Annotated in this window: 21 protein-coding genes and 3 pseudogenes; 11 read left to right on the forward strand and 13 right to left on the reverse strand. The window is 65.3% G+C overall.

The window, feature by feature from the left end:
- Positions 1 to 9: 9 nt before the first annotated feature.
- The 5 genes from QK290_RS04575 (at position 10) to asd (ending at position 3,918) form a co-directional block, all read left to right on the forward strand.
- Positions 10 to 978: an NUDIX hydrolase gene (locus QK290_RS04575; RefSeq protein ID WP_282329506.1), complete on the forward strand. Its 969-nt coding sequence runs from the start codon at positions 10 to 12 to the stop codon at positions 976 to 978.
- Between the two features lie 98 nt (positions 979 to 1,076).
- Positions 1,077 to 1,880 carry a thymidylate synthase gene (locus QK290_RS04580; RefSeq protein ID WP_282329507.1) on the forward strand — a complete coding sequence of 268 codons (804 nt, stop codon included), beginning with the start codon at positions 1,077 to 1,079 and terminating at the stop codon, positions 1,878 to 1,880.
- Positions 1,877 to 2,461 carry a dihydrofolate reductase gene (locus QK290_RS04585; RefSeq protein ID WP_282329508.1) on the forward strand — a complete coding sequence of 195 codons (585 nt, stop codon included), beginning with the start codon at positions 1,877 to 1,879 and terminating at the stop codon, positions 2,459 to 2,461. Before QK290_RS04580 ends, QK290_RS04585 begins: the two co-directional genes overlap by 4 nt.
- 1 nt (position 2,462) lies before the next feature.
- Positions 2,463 to 2,681, forward strand: a complete 219-nt coding sequence (locus tag QK290_RS04590; RefSeq protein ID WP_282329509.1) for an NF038396 family protein — start codon at positions 2,463 to 2,465, stop codon at positions 2,679 to 2,681.
- 94 nt (positions 2,682 to 2,775) lie between these two features.
- On the forward strand, positions 2,776 to 3,918 hold the full coding sequence (gene asd / locus QK290_RS04595; RefSeq protein ID WP_282329510.1) for an aspartate-semialdehyde dehydrogenase: 1,143 nt from the start codon (positions 2,776 to 2,778) through the stop codon (positions 3,916 to 3,918).
- 92 nt (positions 3,919 to 4,010) lie between these two features.
- Here the strand turns inward: asd and QK290_RS04600 are convergent.
- The 13 genes and pseudogenes from QK290_RS04600 to QK290_RS04660 form a co-directional block, all read right to left on the reverse strand.
- Positions 4,011 to 4,191 (reverse strand): annotated as a pseudogene (locus QK290_RS04600) (winged helix DNA-binding domain-containing protein); the annotation flags it as partial.
- Positions 4,192 to 4,230: 39 nt separating this feature from the next.
- Complete coding sequence (locus QK290_RS04605; protein WP_282329511.1) at positions 4,231 to 5,298, reverse strand: UDP-N-acetylmuramate dehydrogenase; 1,068 nt, start codon at positions 5,296 to 5,298, stop codon at positions 4,231 to 4,233.
- A gap of 162 nt (positions 5,299 to 5,460) precedes the next feature.
- Complete coding sequence (locus tag QK290_RS04610; RefSeq protein WP_282329512.1) at positions 5,461 to 5,898, reverse strand: MaoC family dehydratase; 438 nt, start codon at positions 5,896 to 5,898, stop codon at positions 5,461 to 5,463.
- Between the two features lie 2 nt (positions 5,899 to 5,900).
- Positions 5,901 to 6,368 (reverse strand): MaoC family dehydratase N-terminal domain-containing protein, encoded by a 468-nt coding sequence (locus QK290_RS04615; RefSeq protein WP_282329513.1) that lies wholly within the window; start codon positions 6,366 to 6,368, stop codon positions 5,901 to 5,903.
- Positions 6,369 to 6,412: 44 nt separating this feature from the next.
- Positions 6,413 to 6,637: a DUF3188 domain-containing protein gene (locus QK290_RS04620; protein ID WP_282329514.1), complete on the reverse strand. Its 225-nt coding sequence runs from the start codon at positions 6,635 to 6,637 to the stop codon at positions 6,413 to 6,415.
- A 22-nt stretch (positions 6,638 to 6,659) separates the two neighbouring features.
- Positions 6,660 to 7,661: a DUF2797 domain-containing protein gene (locus QK290_RS04625; RefSeq protein ID WP_282329515.1), complete on the reverse strand. Its 1,002-nt coding sequence runs from the start codon at positions 7,659 to 7,661 to the stop codon at positions 6,660 to 6,662.
- Positions 7,662 to 7,693: 32 nt separating this feature from the next.
- Entirely contained in the window at positions 7,694 to 8,557 is an 864-nt protein-coding gene (locus tag QK290_RS04630; RefSeq protein ID WP_282329516.1) for a CoA ester lyase, read from the reverse strand.
- A gap of 90 nt (positions 8,558 to 8,647) precedes the next feature.
- A complete protein-coding gene (locus QK290_RS04635; RefSeq protein ID WP_282329517.1) occupies positions 8,648 to 9,070 on the reverse strand; it encodes a low molecular weight phosphatase family protein in 423 nt (140 codons plus the stop codon).
- The gene (locus tag QK290_RS04640) at positions 9,067 to 9,738 is read right to left on the reverse strand and encodes an arsenate reductase ArsC (protein WP_282329518.1); all 672 of its coding nucleotides are present in this window, start codon (positions 9,736 to 9,738) and stop codon (positions 9,067 to 9,069) included. Before QK290_RS04640 ends, QK290_RS04635 begins: the two co-directional genes overlap by 4 nt.
- 93 nt (positions 9,739 to 9,831) lie before the next feature.
- Complete coding sequence (locus tag QK290_RS04645) at positions 9,832 to 11,175, reverse strand: FAD-dependent oxidoreductase (RefSeq protein ID WP_282329519.1); 1,344 nt, start codon at positions 11,173 to 11,175, stop codon at positions 9,832 to 9,834.
- 214 nt (positions 11,176 to 11,389) lie between these two features.
- Positions 11,390 to 11,816: pseudogene (locus QK290_RS04650) on the reverse strand (FAD-binding protein).
- Between the two features lie 39 nt (positions 11,817 to 11,855).
- On the reverse strand, positions 11,856 to 12,278 hold the full coding sequence (locus tag QK290_RS04655; protein WP_282329520.1) for an arsenate reductase ArsC: 423 nt from the start codon (positions 12,276 to 12,278) through the stop codon (positions 11,856 to 11,858).
- A gap of 149 nt (positions 12,279 to 12,427) precedes the next feature.
- Positions 12,428 to 13,102, reverse strand: a complete 675-nt coding sequence (locus tag QK290_RS04660) for a helix-turn-helix domain-containing protein (protein WP_282329521.1) — start codon at positions 13,100 to 13,102, stop codon at positions 12,428 to 12,430.
- A 46-nt stretch (positions 13,103 to 13,148) separates the two neighbouring features.
- Here QK290_RS04660 and QK290_RS04665 point away from each other — a divergent pair, with 46 nt between their 5' ends.
- From QK290_RS04665 to QK290_RS04690, 6 genes and pseudogenes are all read left to right on the forward strand, one after another.
- The gene (locus QK290_RS04665) at positions 13,149 to 13,889 is read left to right on the forward strand and encodes an MIP/aquaporin family protein (RefSeq protein WP_282329522.1); all 741 of its coding nucleotides are present in this window, start codon (positions 13,149 to 13,151) and stop codon (positions 13,887 to 13,889) included.
- A 101-nt stretch (positions 13,890 to 13,990) separates the two neighbouring features.
- On the forward strand, positions 13,991 to 14,341 hold the full coding sequence (locus tag QK290_RS04670) for a metalloregulator ArsR/SmtB family transcription factor (RefSeq protein WP_282329523.1): 351 nt from the start codon (positions 13,991 to 13,993) through the stop codon (positions 14,339 to 14,341).
- 41 nt (positions 14,342 to 14,382) lie between these two features.
- Positions 14,383 to 14,991: an N-acetyltransferase family protein gene (locus QK290_RS04675; protein WP_348994655.1), complete on the forward strand. Its 609-nt coding sequence runs from the start codon at positions 14,383 to 14,385 to the stop codon at positions 14,989 to 14,991.
- Positions 14,988 to 15,326, forward strand: coding sequence for a YnfA family protein (locus QK290_RS04680; RefSeq protein WP_282329524.1), 339 nt, complete (start codon positions 14,988 to 14,990; stop codon positions 15,324 to 15,326). Before QK290_RS04675 ends, QK290_RS04680 begins: the two co-directional genes overlap by 4 nt.
- 56 nt (positions 15,327 to 15,382) lie before the next feature.
- Entirely contained in the window at positions 15,383 to 15,709 is a 327-nt protein-coding gene (locus tag QK290_RS04685; RefSeq protein ID WP_282329525.1) for a winged helix-turn-helix domain-containing protein, read from the forward strand.
- 62 nt (positions 15,710 to 15,771) lie between these two features.
- Positions 15,772 to 16,335 (forward strand): annotated as a pseudogene (locus QK290_RS04690) (cation transporter); the annotation flags it as partial.
- Between the last annotated feature and the right edge of the window lie 363 nt (positions 16,336 to 16,698).

Raw genomic sequence — 16,698 nt, forward strand, 5'->3', positions numbered from 1 at the left:
GCTACGGCGTTGGCGAGCGACATCCTCGTAGCAGATCAGACAGACCATCCCGGCGAGGCAGTTGCCGTCGTTGCGGCCGGGGCGCTGCCCTGGCGGATCAACTCGGACGGTCTTGAAGTCCTGCTGATCCACCGTCCGCGGTATGACGACTGGTCCTGGCCCAAGGGCAAGATCGACCCCGGCGAGACCATTCCCGAATGCGCCGCACGTGAGGTGCAGGAGGAAATCGGGCTTGCCGCGCCCCTGGGTATCCCGCTCCCACCCATCCATTACCACGTGCCGTCCGGACTGAAGGTGGTCCACTACTGGGCGGTCCAGGTTAACGGTGCCCGGCTCGTTCCAGACGGCAAGGAGGTGGACCGCGTGGTGTGGTGCGCCCCCGAAACGGCCGCCGGGCTGCTGACCAACCCGTCCGACGTCGTTCCCCTGGAGTATCTGCAGGCTGCCCATAGCCGCGGTGAGCTGAACACGTGGCCACTGATTGTGGTGCGGCATGCGAAGGCCAAACCGCGCTCGTCCTGGTCCAAAGCCGAGGGTGAACGGCCGCTGGCCGCGACGGGGATCAGGCAGGCCCAGGCCGTGGGCCGGCTGTTGCAGGCCTGGAAGCCGCCGCGCGTGGTGACCAGCCCTTGGCAGCGTTGCGTGTCAACCGTGGCGCCTTACCTGAGGGCGACCGGGGCCAAGGTCAAGCTGGTGGAGGCGCTGACAGAACATAAGCACGCCCGGACGCCCAAAAAAACCGCTGCCGTCATCGAGTCGCTCCTGGAAAAGGCACAGCCCGTCGCCGTCTGCACGCATCGACCTGCACTGCCCACAGTCCTGGGCCAGCTGGGTAAGCACATGCCGGGCCGCCTGCGCACGCTCCTGCCCGACTCGGACCCTTATCTGTCCCCTGGCGAGATGGTGGTGTGCCATGTGGCCGTCGGCAACAAGCACCGCATCGTGGCCGTGGAGCAATTGAAGCCCTTCGACGACTAAGGTTTGAGCGCCCGGCTGCATCCCGGCATGGCGGACCCGGTCCCTGTCCGGGCAATGTCATCGGCGGCCGCGGGCGGAGCGCCCGGTAGACTTTAGCCGTGAGCATCCCGACGCCTTATGAAGACCTCCTGCGCGATGTCCTGGCCCATGGCACGCACAAATCCGACCGCACGGGCACCGGAACCACCAGCGTTTTCGGCCGTCAACTGCGCTTTGACCTTGGCCGGAGCTTCCCGCTGATCACCACCAAACGCGTGCATTTCAAGTCCGTGGCGGTAGAGCTGTTGTGGTTCCTGCGCGGCGAATCGAACGCAAAGTGGATGCAGGACCAGGGCGTGAGCATCTGGAACGAGTGGGCTGACGCGGAAGGCGAACTGGGTCCCGTGTACGGCGTCCAGTGGCGCAGCTGGCCCACCCCTGACGGCGGCCATATTGACCAGGTCGCCGAGCTTGTGGAGAACCTCAAAACCAACCCGGATTCACGCCGGCACATTGTGTCCGCGTGGAACGTCTCCGAGCTCAAGGATATGGCGCTGCCTCCGTGCCACGCGTTCTTCCAGTTCTATGTGGCTGACGGCAAATTGTCCTGCCAGCTCTACCAGCGCTCGGCGGACATGTTCCTGGGCGTGCCCTTCAACATCGCCTCCTACGCCTTGCTCACCTGCATGGTGGCGCAGCAGGTAGGGCTGGAGCCCGGCGAGTTTGTCTGGACCGGTGGCGACGTCCACATTTACGAGAACCACATGGACCAGGTCCTGAAACAGCTGGACAGGAAACCGTATGACTATCCGCAGCTGTTGATCGCCCGGAAGCCGGCCTCGATCTTCGATTACACGCTCGAGGACTTCGAGGTGGTTGGTTACCAGCACCACCCCACGATCAAGGCCCCGATCGCCGTATGAGTACCGGAAACGCAGCAGACCCCCAGTCCTTCGCCCAGGAGCTTTCCGGTTCCGTGACCGGCGTCGGCCTGGTGTGGGCGCAGACGTCCGGCGGCGTGATCGGCAAAAACGGCGACATGCCCTGGCACCTGCCCGAAGACCTGAAGCACTTCAACCGTCTCACCATGGGGCATCCGGTGATCATGGGCCGCAAGACGTGGCTGTCCTTCCCGGACAAGTACCGTCCCCTGCCGGGCCGGACCAACATTGTGATCACGCGGCAGAAAAACTGGGGCGAAACGCCCGAGGCGGAGGGCGCCGTCGTGGTCCCCTCCCTGGATGATGCCCTCCTGGAGTCTCAGTTCGTCGACGGCGGCGGGACCGTGTGGATCCTGGGCGGCGGCGAAGTCTTCCGCCAGTCCACCGAACTCGCCAACGTCGCGGTGGTCACCACCATCGATGTGGAGGCCGACGGCGACACGTTCGCTCCCGAGCTCGACGAAACCTGGGAGGCGGCGGCGTCCGTCCCGCCGGACGGGTGGCTGACAGCAGCCAACGGAACACGCTACAGGTTTACCAAATGGATTAGGACGCAGGGCTGAGATGTTGAAAAAACCGGAAACACTGTTTGTCCTGGGCTACATGCTGCTGCCGCTGCTCGCGCTGCTGTCTGCGATCGTTGGCCTGACCATGATCCTGGGCGGCAACAAGATCCCCGGGGCCATCGTGCTGGTGGTGGTCACGCAGGTCTTCGCCTTCGGCGCCTTCTACGCGTTGCGGCTCCGCAAAGCCGCGGTGCTGGCGGAAACTAACCGCGGCTGACATCGGTTTCCTGCCGCGCGCTGCCGCACGCCGTCCCCACGGGGTATGACGTAACCGACTGCGCCTGGCCCGTTCCGGCGTCTAAACTGTACGAATGACTACAGCAGCTACCCCCTCCGTCGGCCTGGTCGGATGGCGCGGCATGGTCGGCTCCGTCCTGATGCAGCGCATGCAGGACGAAGGCGACTTCGCCAACATCAACCCGGTGTTCTTCTCCACGTCAAACGCGGGAGCTGCCGCCCCGTCGATTGCCGGTGCTGCCGCTGGCGCGGCCGGCAAGCTTGGGGACGCGTTCGACGTCGACACGCTGGCTAAGCTGCCCATTATTGTCACCGCCCAGGGCGGGGACTACACCACGCGTGTGCACACCGAGCTGCGCAGCCGCGGCTGGGACGGCCTCTGGATCGACGCCGCCTCCACGCTGCGCATGAACGACGACTCGATCATCGTGCTGGACCCGATCAACCGCGACGTCATCGACAAGGGCCTGGTCAACGGCACCAAGGACTTCATCGGGGGCAACTGTACTGTCTCCTGCATGCTTATGGGCCTCGGCGGGCTGTTCAAGAATGGCCTCGTCGAATGGGGCACCTCCATGACCTACCAGGCGGCCTCCGGCGGCGGCGCCCGGCACATGCGCGAGCTGCTCAGCCAGTTCGGCACGCTCAACGCCGAGGTCAGCTCGGAACTGGACGACCCGGCGTCGGCCATCCTCGAAATTGACCGCAAGGTCCTGGCCCATCAGCGCACCGACATCGACGCCACCCAGTTCGGCGTGCCGCTGGCCGGTTCCCTGATCCCGTGGATCGATGCGGACCTGGGCAACGGCCGGTCAAAAGAAGAGTGGAAGGCCGGGGTTGAGACCAACAAGATTCTGGGCACATCGGACGAAAACCGGATCATCATGGACGGCCTGTGCATCCGGATCGGCGCCATGCGTTCGCACTCGCAGGCGCTGACGCTCAAGCTCCGCGAGGACCTCTCCGTGGCCGAGATCGAGAAGCTTCTCGCGGAAGACAACGAGTGGGCCAAGGTCATCCCGAACACCAAGGAAGACTCCATGGCAGGCCTGACCCCCGTGGCCGCGTCCGGCACACTGGACATCCCCGTGGGCCGCATCCGCAAGATGGAAATGGGCCCGGAATTCATCAGCGCCTTCACCGTTGGTGACCAGCTGCTCTGGGGCGCCGCCGAGCCGCTGCGCCGCATGCTCAACATCGCCACCGGGAACCTGTAGGTCCGCCTCACTCTAAGCAGCAACGCGGGGTCACTTAAGGCCCATTCCGCACCGTCGGATGGGCCTTAAGTGACCCCGCGTTGCTATCAGTGTCAGCTGTCCAGGAACGCGCGGTATAGTTCGGCCGCTTTCTCGAAAGCCGCCTGACCGGCGGGTCCTGCCGGCGCGCGCCCACGTGCCGATCACTTCTCCCCCTGCCACGACTGTCTTCTTGAATACTCCGTTGCCGCCCGGGACGATCTTGTTGGCGTGCTCCGGCTCCAAGACGAGGCTGCCGGGCACACCGTCGTCGAGCATTGACGCAGGCTGACGCTAGAGCGCCAGGCCAATGAGCAGCGGTTCCGGGTGAAGTTCAATGCCAAAGCGTTCGACGACGCCGGCGCGCACCTCGCGCGCGATGACCAGCATGTCCGTGGCGCTGGCGGAGCCACGGTTGGTGATGGCCAGCGTATGTTTCGTGGACAATGACGCCCGGCCGCCGGAGGCGCTGACCCCTTCCAGGCCATAGCCCTTGCCGAACCCTGCCTGGTCGATCAGCCACGCGGCGGACAGCTTCACCAGCCCGTCCGCCCCGGCGGGGTACTGCGGCGCGGACTCCGGCAGCGTTGCCGCCACGTCCACGGGGACTATCGGGTTGGTGAAGAACGAACCGGTGGAATAAGTGTCCCGGTCGGCCGGGTCGAGCACCATGCCCTTGGAGGCCCGCAACCGCAGGACTTCCCGGCGGACATCGTTGGAGTAAGCCCGTTTGCCTGCCTCCACACCGAGTGAGCGGGCCAGTTCGGCGTAGCGGATGGGCGCGCTCATCCGGGCCAGCGGGAGCTGGAATTCCACGGTCAGCACCACGTAGCGGGGTGAGCCCTCGACAGTGGTCTGCTTCAGAATGGAATCGCGGTAGCCGAACTTCAACTCGGAGTTTGTGAAGGTCTGGACCGAGTTCCGGCTCCGGTCCCAGGTGCGTACCGCCGCGATGGTTTGGGAGACGTCCGATCCGTAGGCCCCGACGTTCTGCACCGGCGTGGCGCCCGTGGCGCCCGGGATACCGGACAGCGCTTCAAGGCCGGACCAGGCATGCAGCACGGCGTGTTCCACCAGGGCATCCCAATTGTGGCCGGCCTGGACCACCACTGCCACGCCGCCGCAGGAATCCTCGGCGTTGACGGTGAACCCCTGCGAGGCGATCCTGATCACGGTGCCGGGGAAACCGTCGTCGGAAATCAGGAGGTTGGAGCCGCCGCCGATGATGAGGACCTGCTCCCCCGCAGCGTCCGCCGTGCGGACGGCGTCGATGATCTCCGCCTCGGTTGTGGCCTCAATGTACTTGCCGGCGGGTCCTCCGACGGCGGCGGTGGTCAGCTGGGAGAGCAAAGTGGAAGTCACCAGACCACACTATAGGGAAAGCCACACGAACGACCCTAGCGTCATGCACAGCAACAGCAAACCAACAGTGCCGGGGGCAGGTCCGCTGCCGGCGTGGGCAACCACAACGGCATTGCGCCAAGCCATGACCTCGGCCGAGGCAGTTGCGTTCAGGTCAAAGGATCATGAAAGCCTGACGACGGCTTGGGCCTTCATCAGCACTTTCTGGCCCGCAGCAACCACGGTGAGGTCAACGCGGGCGGTGCCGGCCTCGGCGTCGAGCTTTCCAATGGCGCCGCTGACCTCGATGATGGCCCCGGCGTCCGGGGTTCCGGTGGTGTCGGTAACCAGGACCGGCTTGGTGAAGCGGGTCTGGAAGTCGACGACGGCGGCGGGGTCGCCTGCCCAGTCGGTCACCAGCTGGACGGCGGCACCCATGGTGAACATGCCGTGGGCAATGACGCCGGGCAGTTCCACGCCGGTGGCGAAGGCTTCGTTCCAGTGGATGGGGTTGAAGTCGCCGGAGGCGCCGGCGTACTTGACCAGGTCGGTCCGGGTGACCTCGATGGTGCGGCTGCCGATGTCCTGGCCGGCGCTGAGTTCGTGGAAGCTGGGGCTCATGGTTACTGTCCCTCTCCGCGGACGAGGATGGATGAAGTGGTGGTGGCGACTGCCTCGCGCGACCCGTTGCCGCCGTCGTTCAGGGCAAAAATTTCCTGGCGGGTGGTGATCATGGCCCCGCCGCCCATGGCACGGACACCGTCAACGTGCAGTTCGGCAACCAGCCGGTCGCCGGCAAAGATGGGGCGGTGGTGGATGAAGCGCTGGTCGGCGTGGACCACACGGGAGAAGTCGATGCCGGCGTCCGGATCCTCGATCAGCTGGGCATCGGCGCGCTGGGCGATGATGATGGCGAACGTGGGTGGTGCCACCAAATCCTTGTGTCCGAGGGCCTTCGCGGCCTCGACGTCGAAATGGGCTGGGTGCGTGGCCTTGACCGCGCGGGCGAACTCGCGGATCTTCTCGCGGCCGACGTCGTAAACCTCTGCGGCAGGGTAGCTGCGGCCCTGCAGGTCCGGATTGATAGTCATGGCCTCAAGCCTATCGGTCTGCCCCGGGACACCAGGAATTCCGGCTACTTGCGGAGGTTCTTCCGAATAGTCTGGCCCCGCACCACAATCCCGATGATGTGCAGGACCAGGCCTAGGCCGATGACCGCAAGGGACGCCATGGCGAGGTCACGGTTGTTGGTGGTGTTGCCCACCAGGTTCAGGATGATCCCGACGGCGATGAGGCCCATGGCGCCGAACACCAGGACTTTGTACGAGGTGGGCGCTGACTCCCAGAATTCTTTGAGCACCGTGACAGTCTACCGAGCACGTTCAGAACAGCGATTCCTGCACGGCCGGCACCTCCGAGGCGAAGTCGCCCAGGACGATGGTCCGGGCAGCCAGCCGGGCCAGGTTCACCACAAACGCCGCATCCGTTCCGGCCAGGCTGGCGAGGGCGTTGGTCCCGCTCAGCGCGTTGATGCCGAAGCCGTGCTTTCCCTGCTCCAACGGATGAGGGTAGGTGTGGCGCGCCGTGGGGGCACAGAGCCCTGCCGCCTGCGCCGGCCGCACCCACAGTTCGTCCACAATGCTGAAATCTTCTGGGCTGAAACCCTCTGGGCTGGAACCCTCTGGGCTGGAACCTTCTGGGCTGGAACCGTCGACGGCGGCCTGGCCCAGCATCGTGCGGACCGCGGCCGCGTGCCGCTCGTTGATGCCGTCCAAGGTGGCCGCGGGCAACGGCCCCGCGAGGGCTTCGGCTTTCGCGGCGGAGCGGACCTGCTGCGCGAGCCCGGCCTCGCGCGTCACCATGTCCTCAAGGATCCGCACCACCCGGCCGTCCGCCGCCCTGGCAACGTACCGCGCCACCACCGCGCCCTGTTCCGCGAGCCGGTTCCATTTCCTCAGGTGGGACGCCGTGCCCACCTTGCTGGCCCCGCCGGCGAACGTGGCAACGTAGAGCCAGTGATCCTGCAGAAGATAAGTTCGCAGCCCGTCCGGAACACGGCCGCCCCGGTGGAAATCGTGGATGAGGCGGGAATCGTCCAGCACAAAGCAGCGTTCGCACTGCTTGCCCTTCACGGCGCGGGCGCTGGCCGGGCACAGGATGTGGTCTCGGCTACTGGCTGAGTGGACCTTGTGGTGCCCCAGGCAGAACCTGCGGTGATCGGCGACCGCGAAACCGAGCCTGGCGCCCGGCTTGAGGCTGACCTCGCGGACGTTCCCGGACGGTGACTGGAGGCGCAGAACAGGGCTGCCGCCGTCGTGCCTTACCGTCTGCGCCGGGGCGCCATCCCAAAAGACCCCGTGAACCAGATAACGAGTATCGGTCACGGGGTCTCCTGTGCTTGGGTGTGCGGGTAGCGCTACAGCGCCGGCTGCACGCCGAACGCTACCGCGAGCTTCATGATCTTTTCGGCGCGGCCCAGGCGGGGCAGGTCCGAGCCGTCACGGATGACGCGGCCGTTGGCCTCGAAGTCGGACATAAAGTCCGTGGCCCAGGCGACGTCCGACGGGGTGGGGCTGATGACCTCGTTGATGACGTTCGTCTGGTCGATGGCCAGGCACAGCTTGCCGGTCATCCCCATCATCACGGTGATGCCGGTCTGCTCTCGCAGGATGGGGTGGTTGGTGCCGACGGTGGGGCCGTCGATGGGGCCCGGCAGGTTGCCGACGCGGCTGGCAACCACCAGTTTCGCGCGCGGGTACGCCATGGCCTCCGGTGTGGCCGCCATGCCGGTGTCGCGGCGGAAGTCGCCGGAGCCGAAAGCGAGGCGGAAAGCACCCTGGGCCTTGGCGATGTTGTTGGCTTCCTCGATGCCGAGCGCCGATTCCACGAGCGGGATGACGGGCGTCTTGCCGTCCATCCGGTGGAAGCTTTCGGTCACCTGATCAGCTGATTCGGTCTTGGCGAGCATCACGCCGAGCAGGCCGGGCGTCCCGCGCAACCCTGCCAGGTCATCGGCCCAGAACGGGCTGGTGGCGTCGTTGATGCGGACCCAGGCCTGGCCGCCGCCGCAGAGCCAGTCAATCACGTGCCCGCGCGCCTCGTCCTTTTGCGACGGGTCCACGGCGTCCTCGATGTCCAGGATTATCGAGTCAGCGCGCGAAACAGCCGACTGGTCAAACAGGTCGGCTTTCATGGCGTTGACCAGAAGCCACGAACGGGCGATTTCTGCTGGGATGTTGCGCTTGGGGCGTAAGGTCTCGGTGGCGGTGGGTGACGTCATGCTACTACCGTATCTGCCCGGGCACCGCCAGCGCTAAGCCATGGCGCCGGACGTGCCGAACAATACAGATACGACCGGGATACGGCAGGCTCAGTTGCCTGTGAGTTCCGCATAGAGCTTTCGGACGCGGGTGTTGATGTCGTCGCGGACGAGGCGCATGCGTTCGGTGCCTTCTATGCCCCGGGTGGAAGGTTCGTCGGTCTCCCAGGTTTCGAAGCGGGTGCCTTCGCGGGCTTCGAGCTTGGCTTCGGTGCCCAGCACGATAACGACGTCGACGGCGTCAAGCACCTCGTCAGTGACAGCCTTGGGGTGCTCCCCCGTGATGTCGATGCCGAGCTCGTTCAGGGATTCCACGGCCTCATTGTTCAGGCAGCTGCCCGGCCTGGTGCCTGCCGAGTAAACGGTGACGTCGTTCCCGGCGAGATCGCGCATGAGGCCGGCCGCCAGTTGGGATTTGCCGCCGTTCTTGCTGCAAACGAACAGGACGCGCGGAGCCTTGGTGCTTTCGGTCATGAGTTGGTGTCTTCTTTCTGTTCTGCGGCCAGGAGTGAGCCAACGAGGGTTTTGATGCGCGCCTGGATTTCGTCGCGAATGACCCGGATTGTCTCCAGGGACTGACCGGCGGGGTCGGCGAGGTCCCAGTCTTCGTAGCGTTTCCCGGGGTAGATCGGGCAGGAATCCCCGCAGCCCATGGTGATGACGACGTCAGATGCCCGCACGACATCGTCCGTGAGCGGCTTCGGATAGTCCTTGCCCAGGTCCAAGCCCATTTCGGACATTACAGTCACAACGGTTGGATCCAGCTCAGCTGCCGGCATGGAGCCTGCCGACCGGACGCGGATCCTGCCCTTGGCTTCAACGTTGAGCAGCGCGGCAGCCATCTGTGACCTGCCGGCGTTCTGCACGCAAACGAACAGGACCTCCGGGACCTCGGAGACCACCGACCCTTTGGATTTAGCCAGGGCGGCCAGCCGGTCGTTGGCGAAGTGCTCCGTGGTGGCAGGCAGGTAGGCGCTGATCTTCGCTGTCCTGGCCAAGGCTGTGTAGGACTCGAAGACGTAGCGTTCGACCGTCTCGACGGCGAACACCCCGGTGAAACGCTCGGCGAGGCGTTCGCTGATCCGGTGCAGAATTTCAGTATTGTCCTGTAATCCCAGCGTCGTTTTCTGGTGTTCGGTCATGGCAATACTCCCTTGGCGTGCGTCCGGAACGGTGCGTCGTAGTTGGTGTGGTCAGTGTTCCCCGGAGCGGCCGTGAGCCAGCCCGGTGGGGAATCAAATGAGGACCGGCTCCGGGGCGGCACAACAGCTGCCCTCCGACGATCCGTCGGTGTCTGCCGGTGAAGCCGCGGGGACGTCGCAGCTGGTGCCGGCGTCGGTGGAGCAGACCCCGGTTTCGGGCAGTTCCAGGTGGACAGTGTCCGCCGCGGCCTGGTCTCCGGAGAGTGCCGCTGCGACAGACCTGACCTGTTCGTAGCCGGTAGCCAGCAGGAAGGTCGGGGCACGGCCATAGGACTTCATGCCGACGATGTAGAAGTCCTTTTCCGGGTGGGCGAGAAGTTTGGCGCCGTGCGGCTGGACCGTACCGCAGGAATGGAATTCGGGGTCGATCAGCGGACCGAGCTCGACCGGGGCCTCGACGGCGGCATCAAGGTTGAGCCGGAGCTCGCGCAGGATGTCCAGGTCCGGCCGGAAGCCTGTGCAAGGGATGATGACGTCGGCGTCCAGGGTGCGTCCGTCGGCGGCTTCGACGCTCACATGGGTATCCAGGGTCTTCAGTGAGGAGATGCCGAAGCCGGTGTGCAGTTCGATGGTTCCGGCCTTCGCGAGTCGGCGGAGCCGGGCGCCCAGTTGGCCGCGGGCGGGCAGGCCGTCGGCGTCTCCGCCGCCGTAGACCTTGTCGGCGGACCCTCCGCGCACGGCCCACAGAATGGTGGTTCCGGGCTCTTCCTTGGCGAGGTCTGCCAGATTGATCAGTGTGTTCGCGGCCGAGTGCCCGGCTCCCACGACCAGGACGCGACGGTTCGCGAAGGTGGCACGGTCCCGCCCTGTGACGTCCGGCAGCGGAGACGAGATCCGGTCGTCGGCCGTATTTTCGCCGATGGCGGGCAGGCCGGAGGTTCCAAGCGGGTTGCGGGTGGACCAGGTGCCGGAAGCGTCAATCACGGCGGCCACCGTGTGGTCGCGGACCTCGCCGCGCTCCTGTTCGACCCGGACGGTGAAAGGGGTGGTGTCACGGTCCCGGACGTGGGTTTTGTCCATGCCTTGGCGTGTGACGGCAATGACGCGTGCGTTGGTCTGGAGCCGGGAGGAGATCTCCGGGGTTGCTGCCAGCGGGGCGAGGTAATTATCGATCAGTTCCCCGCCGTAAGGCAGTGCCGTCAGGCGAGGGGTTTCCCAGCCGGCGGCCTCCAGCAAACGCACGGCCGCGGCGTCGAGGTTGAACCGCCAGGGTGAGAACAGCCGGATGTGGCGCCACTGTTCGATGGCGGAACCCGCCGTCGGGCCTGCCTCGAAGATCAGCGGCTCGAGGCCGCGTTCGAGCAGGTGGGCCGCGGTGGCCAGTCCCACAGGGCCGGCGCCGATCACTGCAATAGGAAGGTCATTCGCTGAATCCATGGTTGTCCTCTGTTTCATCTGTGGGTGTGACAGTTCGTCGCCCAACTAGGTAGCAGTAAATGTCGTTTTGAGGGCCCATAACGACACTTGCTGCTACCTAGTTGGGCGGAAGGAGGGGAGGTTAGCAGCAGTCCAGATCGTCCTCGTCACAGCAGCCCGCGTCGGTGCAGCATCCGGTGTCCATCCAGCTCACCCCCTCTCCTTCCTTGGGTGGTCAGGCGTGGGTCGGCACTTCGACCAGTGCCGTGGCGATGCTGTCGGCGTCGTCCACTGCGGCGAGGTAGCGTTCCGCATCGAGGGCGGCGGCGCAGCCGGTGCCGGCGGCCGTGATCGCCTGGCGGTAGCGGTGGTGCACGGCGTCCCCGCAGGCGAAGACGCCGGTGACTTTGGCATCACCGTGGATTGCCGTGATCGCGGAGTTCCACGCGAAGCTGATCTTGGGGTTGTCCATGGCTCGCTGGGCCCTGGATACCGCCCGGGAAGCCCGGGAAGTTCTCCACCTCGGTGGTGTTCATCAAAGCACCGCCGGCGGTGACCGAGCCGGCCAGGACCAGCGGAGTGAGTCCGGCGGGGGCGGCGTAAATGGCGGCCGTGTAGCCGGCAGTGCCGGAGCCGATGATGATCAACCGTTCGGCGCTCACGAAGGTCTCTCCTAAGATTCGAAAATGCCGATTTGGGGGTTACTTGGCGGCCGGGATCAGGGACTCGATGAGTCCTTCGATGCGGGCCTTGATTTCGTCGCGGATGGGGCGGACCGCTTCAACACCCTGGCCGGCCGGATCCTCCAGGTCCCAGTCTTCGTAGCGCTTGCCCGGGAAGTACGGGCATTCGTCGCCGCAGCCCATCGTGATCACAACGTCGGACTCTTTGACGGCCTCGGTGGTGAGGACCTTGGGGATCTCGGCAGACATGTCAATGCCGACCTCGGCCATGGCCTCGACGGCGGCCGGGTTGACCTTATCCGCAGGCTGGGAACCGGCGGAACGGACCTCGATCCCGCCCTTGGAAAGCGTGGTGAGGAAGGCAGCGGCCATCTGGGAACGGCCGGCATTGTGGACGCAGACAAAAAGGACGGAGGGCTTCTTGGCGGTTTCGGTGCTCACGTGTTTCTCCTGGAGTCAGTTGGGTGCGGATCGGTCTGTTTGAGGTTATTGCGCCTGCACCGCTTTTCCGACCAGACATTGATGATTGTCGATGCATGCAGTGTCGAACGAAAGATTGATGATTGTCAATATTTAGATCCGGTGGAATATCAGGCAGCGCGCAGGCGGGGCGCGAGGTCTTGGACGCGATGGAAGATGTCAGTAAAAGCGCCCTCAAAGGCCTCCCTGGTGTTCAGCCGCAGCGGATCCGGGACAGACCAGTGGATACCCCGAAGGCCGGGCAGTTCCTCGTGGGCGTTGTCGCACACAGTCACGACGAAGTCTTCATCGCGCCCCACGTCATCCAGCCGGCGCGGGGAAACGTCCGCGAGAGCAACGCCGTGGCGGCGGGCTACATCAATGGTCCCCCGGGCAATACTGTCCGCGGGATGAGTTCCGGCCGAGATCGAGGGGATTCCGCTGGTCTGGTTCCAGAGCGCGGCGGCCAGTTGCGACCGGGCGCTGTTCCGCGTGCATACGAAGAGGACACGACTGGCCCCATACTGAGCCCCAGGCGCCAGCCCTTCGAGCGCCCCGATGGCAAGCCGGACGTAGCTGCGCCGCCTGTCCGCTTCAGAGCGGCGACGGGTCGTCAGGCCTGCACCCTCCAACGCGCGCAGGTGGTGGGACAGCAGGTTGGAGGGCATCCCGAGCTCAGCTTGAAGCTCTGTAGGGGCAAGATCCCCCAGCGTCAGCAGATCCACGATACGCAGCCGTGCGGGATCCGCGAGGGCGGCATGCTTGGCGACCCGCGCCTGAAAGGCTTCAGCTGGCTCAGTATTCATTGGTTCAATTTTGACTGAGATAATATCTTGGGTCAAGCTAGTTGGCATGACTTCCAATCAGCCGCCACTGTGGCGCCGCACCGTCGCCGAACTGCTGGGCACCGGCCTGCTTGTCACCATCGTTGTCGGTTCCGGGATCGCGGCACAGCAGCTATCCCCCGGTGACGTGGGCCTACAGCTACTGCAGAACAGCACCGCCACACTCCTGGGATTGACTGTATTGATCCTCATCCTCGGCCCCGTCAGCGGCGCTCATTTCAACCCCGCGGTCTCGCTCGTCGACTGGATCCTGGGGCGGCGCCGCGGAACCGGGTTGACGCTGCCGGAGCTCGGCACCTACGCGATTGCACAAACCGTGGGTGCCATCGGCGGCAGCGCGCTCGCGAACGCCATGTTTGAGGTGGGAACCTCCATCTCGATGAAGGACCGTGCCACCACCGGGCACCTGCTGGGTGAAGTCGTCGCCACCGCAGGACTCGTCCTGCTGATTTTCGCCCTGGCCGCGACCAACCGGGGCGCCCTCGCGGCTCCGGCGGTAGGTGCCTATATCGGCGCCGCCTGCTGGTTCACGTCCTCGTCGTCGTTCGCGAACCCGGCCGTGACGGTCGGCCGCATCTTCAGCGACACCTTCGCCGGCATCGCGCCGGGCTCCGTCCCCGGCTTTGTGGTGGCGCAGCTGCTCGGGGCAGCCGTAGGCCTGGGGCTGCTGCTCGTCCTGTTCCCCTCCGCCGCGAACTATGCGGACGACGTCGTTCTTCCGCGCTGGTCGGAAAGTGCCAGCTCCTAGTACGTCACCGGCCGGCCGGGCCGGGCGCCCCCGGCAGCCGAGCCGCGACGGAACCGCAATGCTCATATTGATGACAGTCAATATCGAGGCATAATGGGCACATGAACTTGGCGCCCCGCCCCGACCAGGCCACGGATGACGCCTGCCGCACCCCGGCAGGGCCGACTGCACTGGGGGCCGAGGAAGCGCAGCAGAAAGCCCTGGTCTTCAAGGCGCTGGCCGATCCGAACCGGCTGCGACTGCTCTCCATCGTCAAGGCCGACGCTTCCGGTGAAACCTGCGTGTGCGACCTGACGGCACCTCTGGACCTGGGCCAGCCCACGGTCTCCCACCACCTGAAAATCCTGGTGGAGGCAGGGCTGCTGCGCCGCGAAAAACGCGGCACCTGGGCCTACTACTCCCTCGTCCCCAGCGCCCTCGACGACGCCGCCGGCATCCTGGGCGACTTATGACCCCCACGGTGATCCCGCGGGACACGGTGACCCTGCGGAACATGGAGCCGTCCGACTGGCCGTCAGTCCGGCGGATTTACCAGGAAGGTATCGACACGGGCCAGCCAACCTTCGAATCGCAAGCCCCTGACTGGGACTCGTTCGACCGGTCCAGGCTGCCCCGCCACCGCCATGTCGCAGCATCCAGCGAAGGTCAAGCACTCGGCTGGACCGCGGCATCGCCCGCCTCCTCCCGACCGGCCTACGCAGGAGTAGTGGAACACTCCATCTACGTGACCGCGGAAGCCTGCGGTTTCGGTCTCGGCAGAGCCCTCCTGAACGCCCTCATCAACTCCACGGAGAGCGCTGGAATCTGGACGATTCAGGCCAGTGTGTTTTCCGAGAATGGACCCAGCCTCCACCTCCACGACACCGCCGGTTTCGTTATCGTCGGACGCAGAAACCGCATTGCCCGCATGTCACATGGTTCCCTTGCCGGCCAGTGGCGGGTCGCGATCTTGATCGAACGCCGCTCCCCTTCATCTAGTCAGCGAAAAGCCGGCCGGTCCCGGAAAGTACGGACGGCTCATTCCCCAATGACTCCGCATACTCGCGCGCAAGCCATACTGCTGCCCGGAACGCCGGGGCGTCCTGCAATACTGAATCCGTGACTATCGCAAAAACAGTTCTGCTGTTCATCCTCGCCGCCGCGGCCGAAATTGGTGGGGCCTGGCTCGTTTGGCAGTCTGTCCGCGAGGGCAAGGACTGGTGGTGGGCGGGCCTGGGAGTGCTCGCCCTCGGAATCTACGGCTTCGCCGCGACCCTGCAGCCGGACGCCCACTTCGGCCGGATACTCGCCGCCTACGGAGGCGTGTTCGTGGCCGGATCACTGATCTGGGGCATGATCTTCGATGGGTTCCGGCCTGACCGGTGGGATGTCACCGGCTCCGTGATCTGCCTGCTCGGGGTGGCCGTAATCATGTTCGCACCACGCAACGCTGTCTGAAAATCCGCCTCGAGTACATATTTCCGTGAATACATTCATGGCTGTACTATTGACTGATGGAAACCCTTGTGAGTGCCCCGGTTCTGGCCCGGTTCGGCTACGCGGTCTCTGACCCTACCCGGGCGCGGATTCTGCTTGCCTTGGCGGATGTGCCCGGGTACCCGTCCGACCTGGCCGATTCACTGGGCGTCTCGCGGCAGAGCATGTCCAATCATCTGACATGCCTGCGGGGCTGCGGCCTGGTGGTGGCCGTCCCGGACGGCCGGCGGACCCGGTATGAGCTTGCTGATGCACGGCTGGGCCACGCGATCATGGATCTGTTGGGCGTAGTGCTGTCCGTGGATCCTGCCTGCTGCGCACCCGACGGGATGTGCCTGGTGTGACCACGGAAATTCAAAGTGGGCCTACCGCTGACCGCCGTGTTGTCCTGAGCCGCCGCATCCGCATGTTCGCGGCCGCGACGATCACCTACAACGTCGTTGAGGCCGTGGTCGCATTGTGGGCGGGCAACCTGGCCGGTTCCTCGGCCCTCGTCGGATTCGGGCTTGATTCGTTGATCGAGGTCGCTTCCGCGGTCGCCCTGTCCTGGCAGTTTTCCGCGCGGGACCCGGAACGGCGCGAGCACATCACCCTGCGGCTCATCGCGATATCCTTCTTCGCCCTCGCACTGTTCGTCGCCGCGGACTCGGTCAGGACCCTGTCCGGAGGCAACCAGGCACAGCATTCCAGCCCCGGTATTCTGATCGCTGCCCTGTCGCTGGCCATCATGCCCGTCCTGTCCTGGCTCCAACGCCGAGCGGGCCGGGAACTTGGCTCCCGAACCGCGGTCGCAGATTCAAAACAAACCCTGCTGTGCACATATCTGTCCGCCGTTCTGCTGGTGGGCCTGGTTCTCAACAGCGCACTGGGATGGTGGTGGGCAGACGCCGGCGCGGCACTGATCATCGCCGGGATCGCCACTCGCGAAGGCCTCAACGCCTGGAAAGGGGACGTTTGCTGCGCCGTCCCTGAGCCGGGGACCGAACCGGCCGATGTGCTCGATCCGGCATCCCGGAAGTCGGATGTTGCGCAAAGCCATGCTTCCGGCTGCTGCGCCGTAGCCGAATCGGGTACCGGCAGTAAAGTGAGAATAGAACTCCTGCACATCGATGACTGCCCGAATGTGGCAATAGCACTCGAGCAGGTGGAAGCCGCCCTGATAGCCTTGGGTCGCCAGGACATCCGCGTCCATATGCGGCGCATCAAGACTTCGGCAGATACGGCCGGGACGGGCTTTGCCGGTTCTCCAACGATCACGGCAAACGGGGCTGACATCTTCCCCGCCGGGGCGCCGGCCGGCGATCTAGCCTGCAGGATCTACCTCACGCCAGAC

Origin of the sequence: Pseudarthrobacter sp. AL07, assembly GCF_029960665.1 — a bacterium.
Taxonomy (GTDB): Bacteria; Actinomycetota; Actinomycetes; order Actinomycetales; family Micrococcaceae; genus Arthrobacter.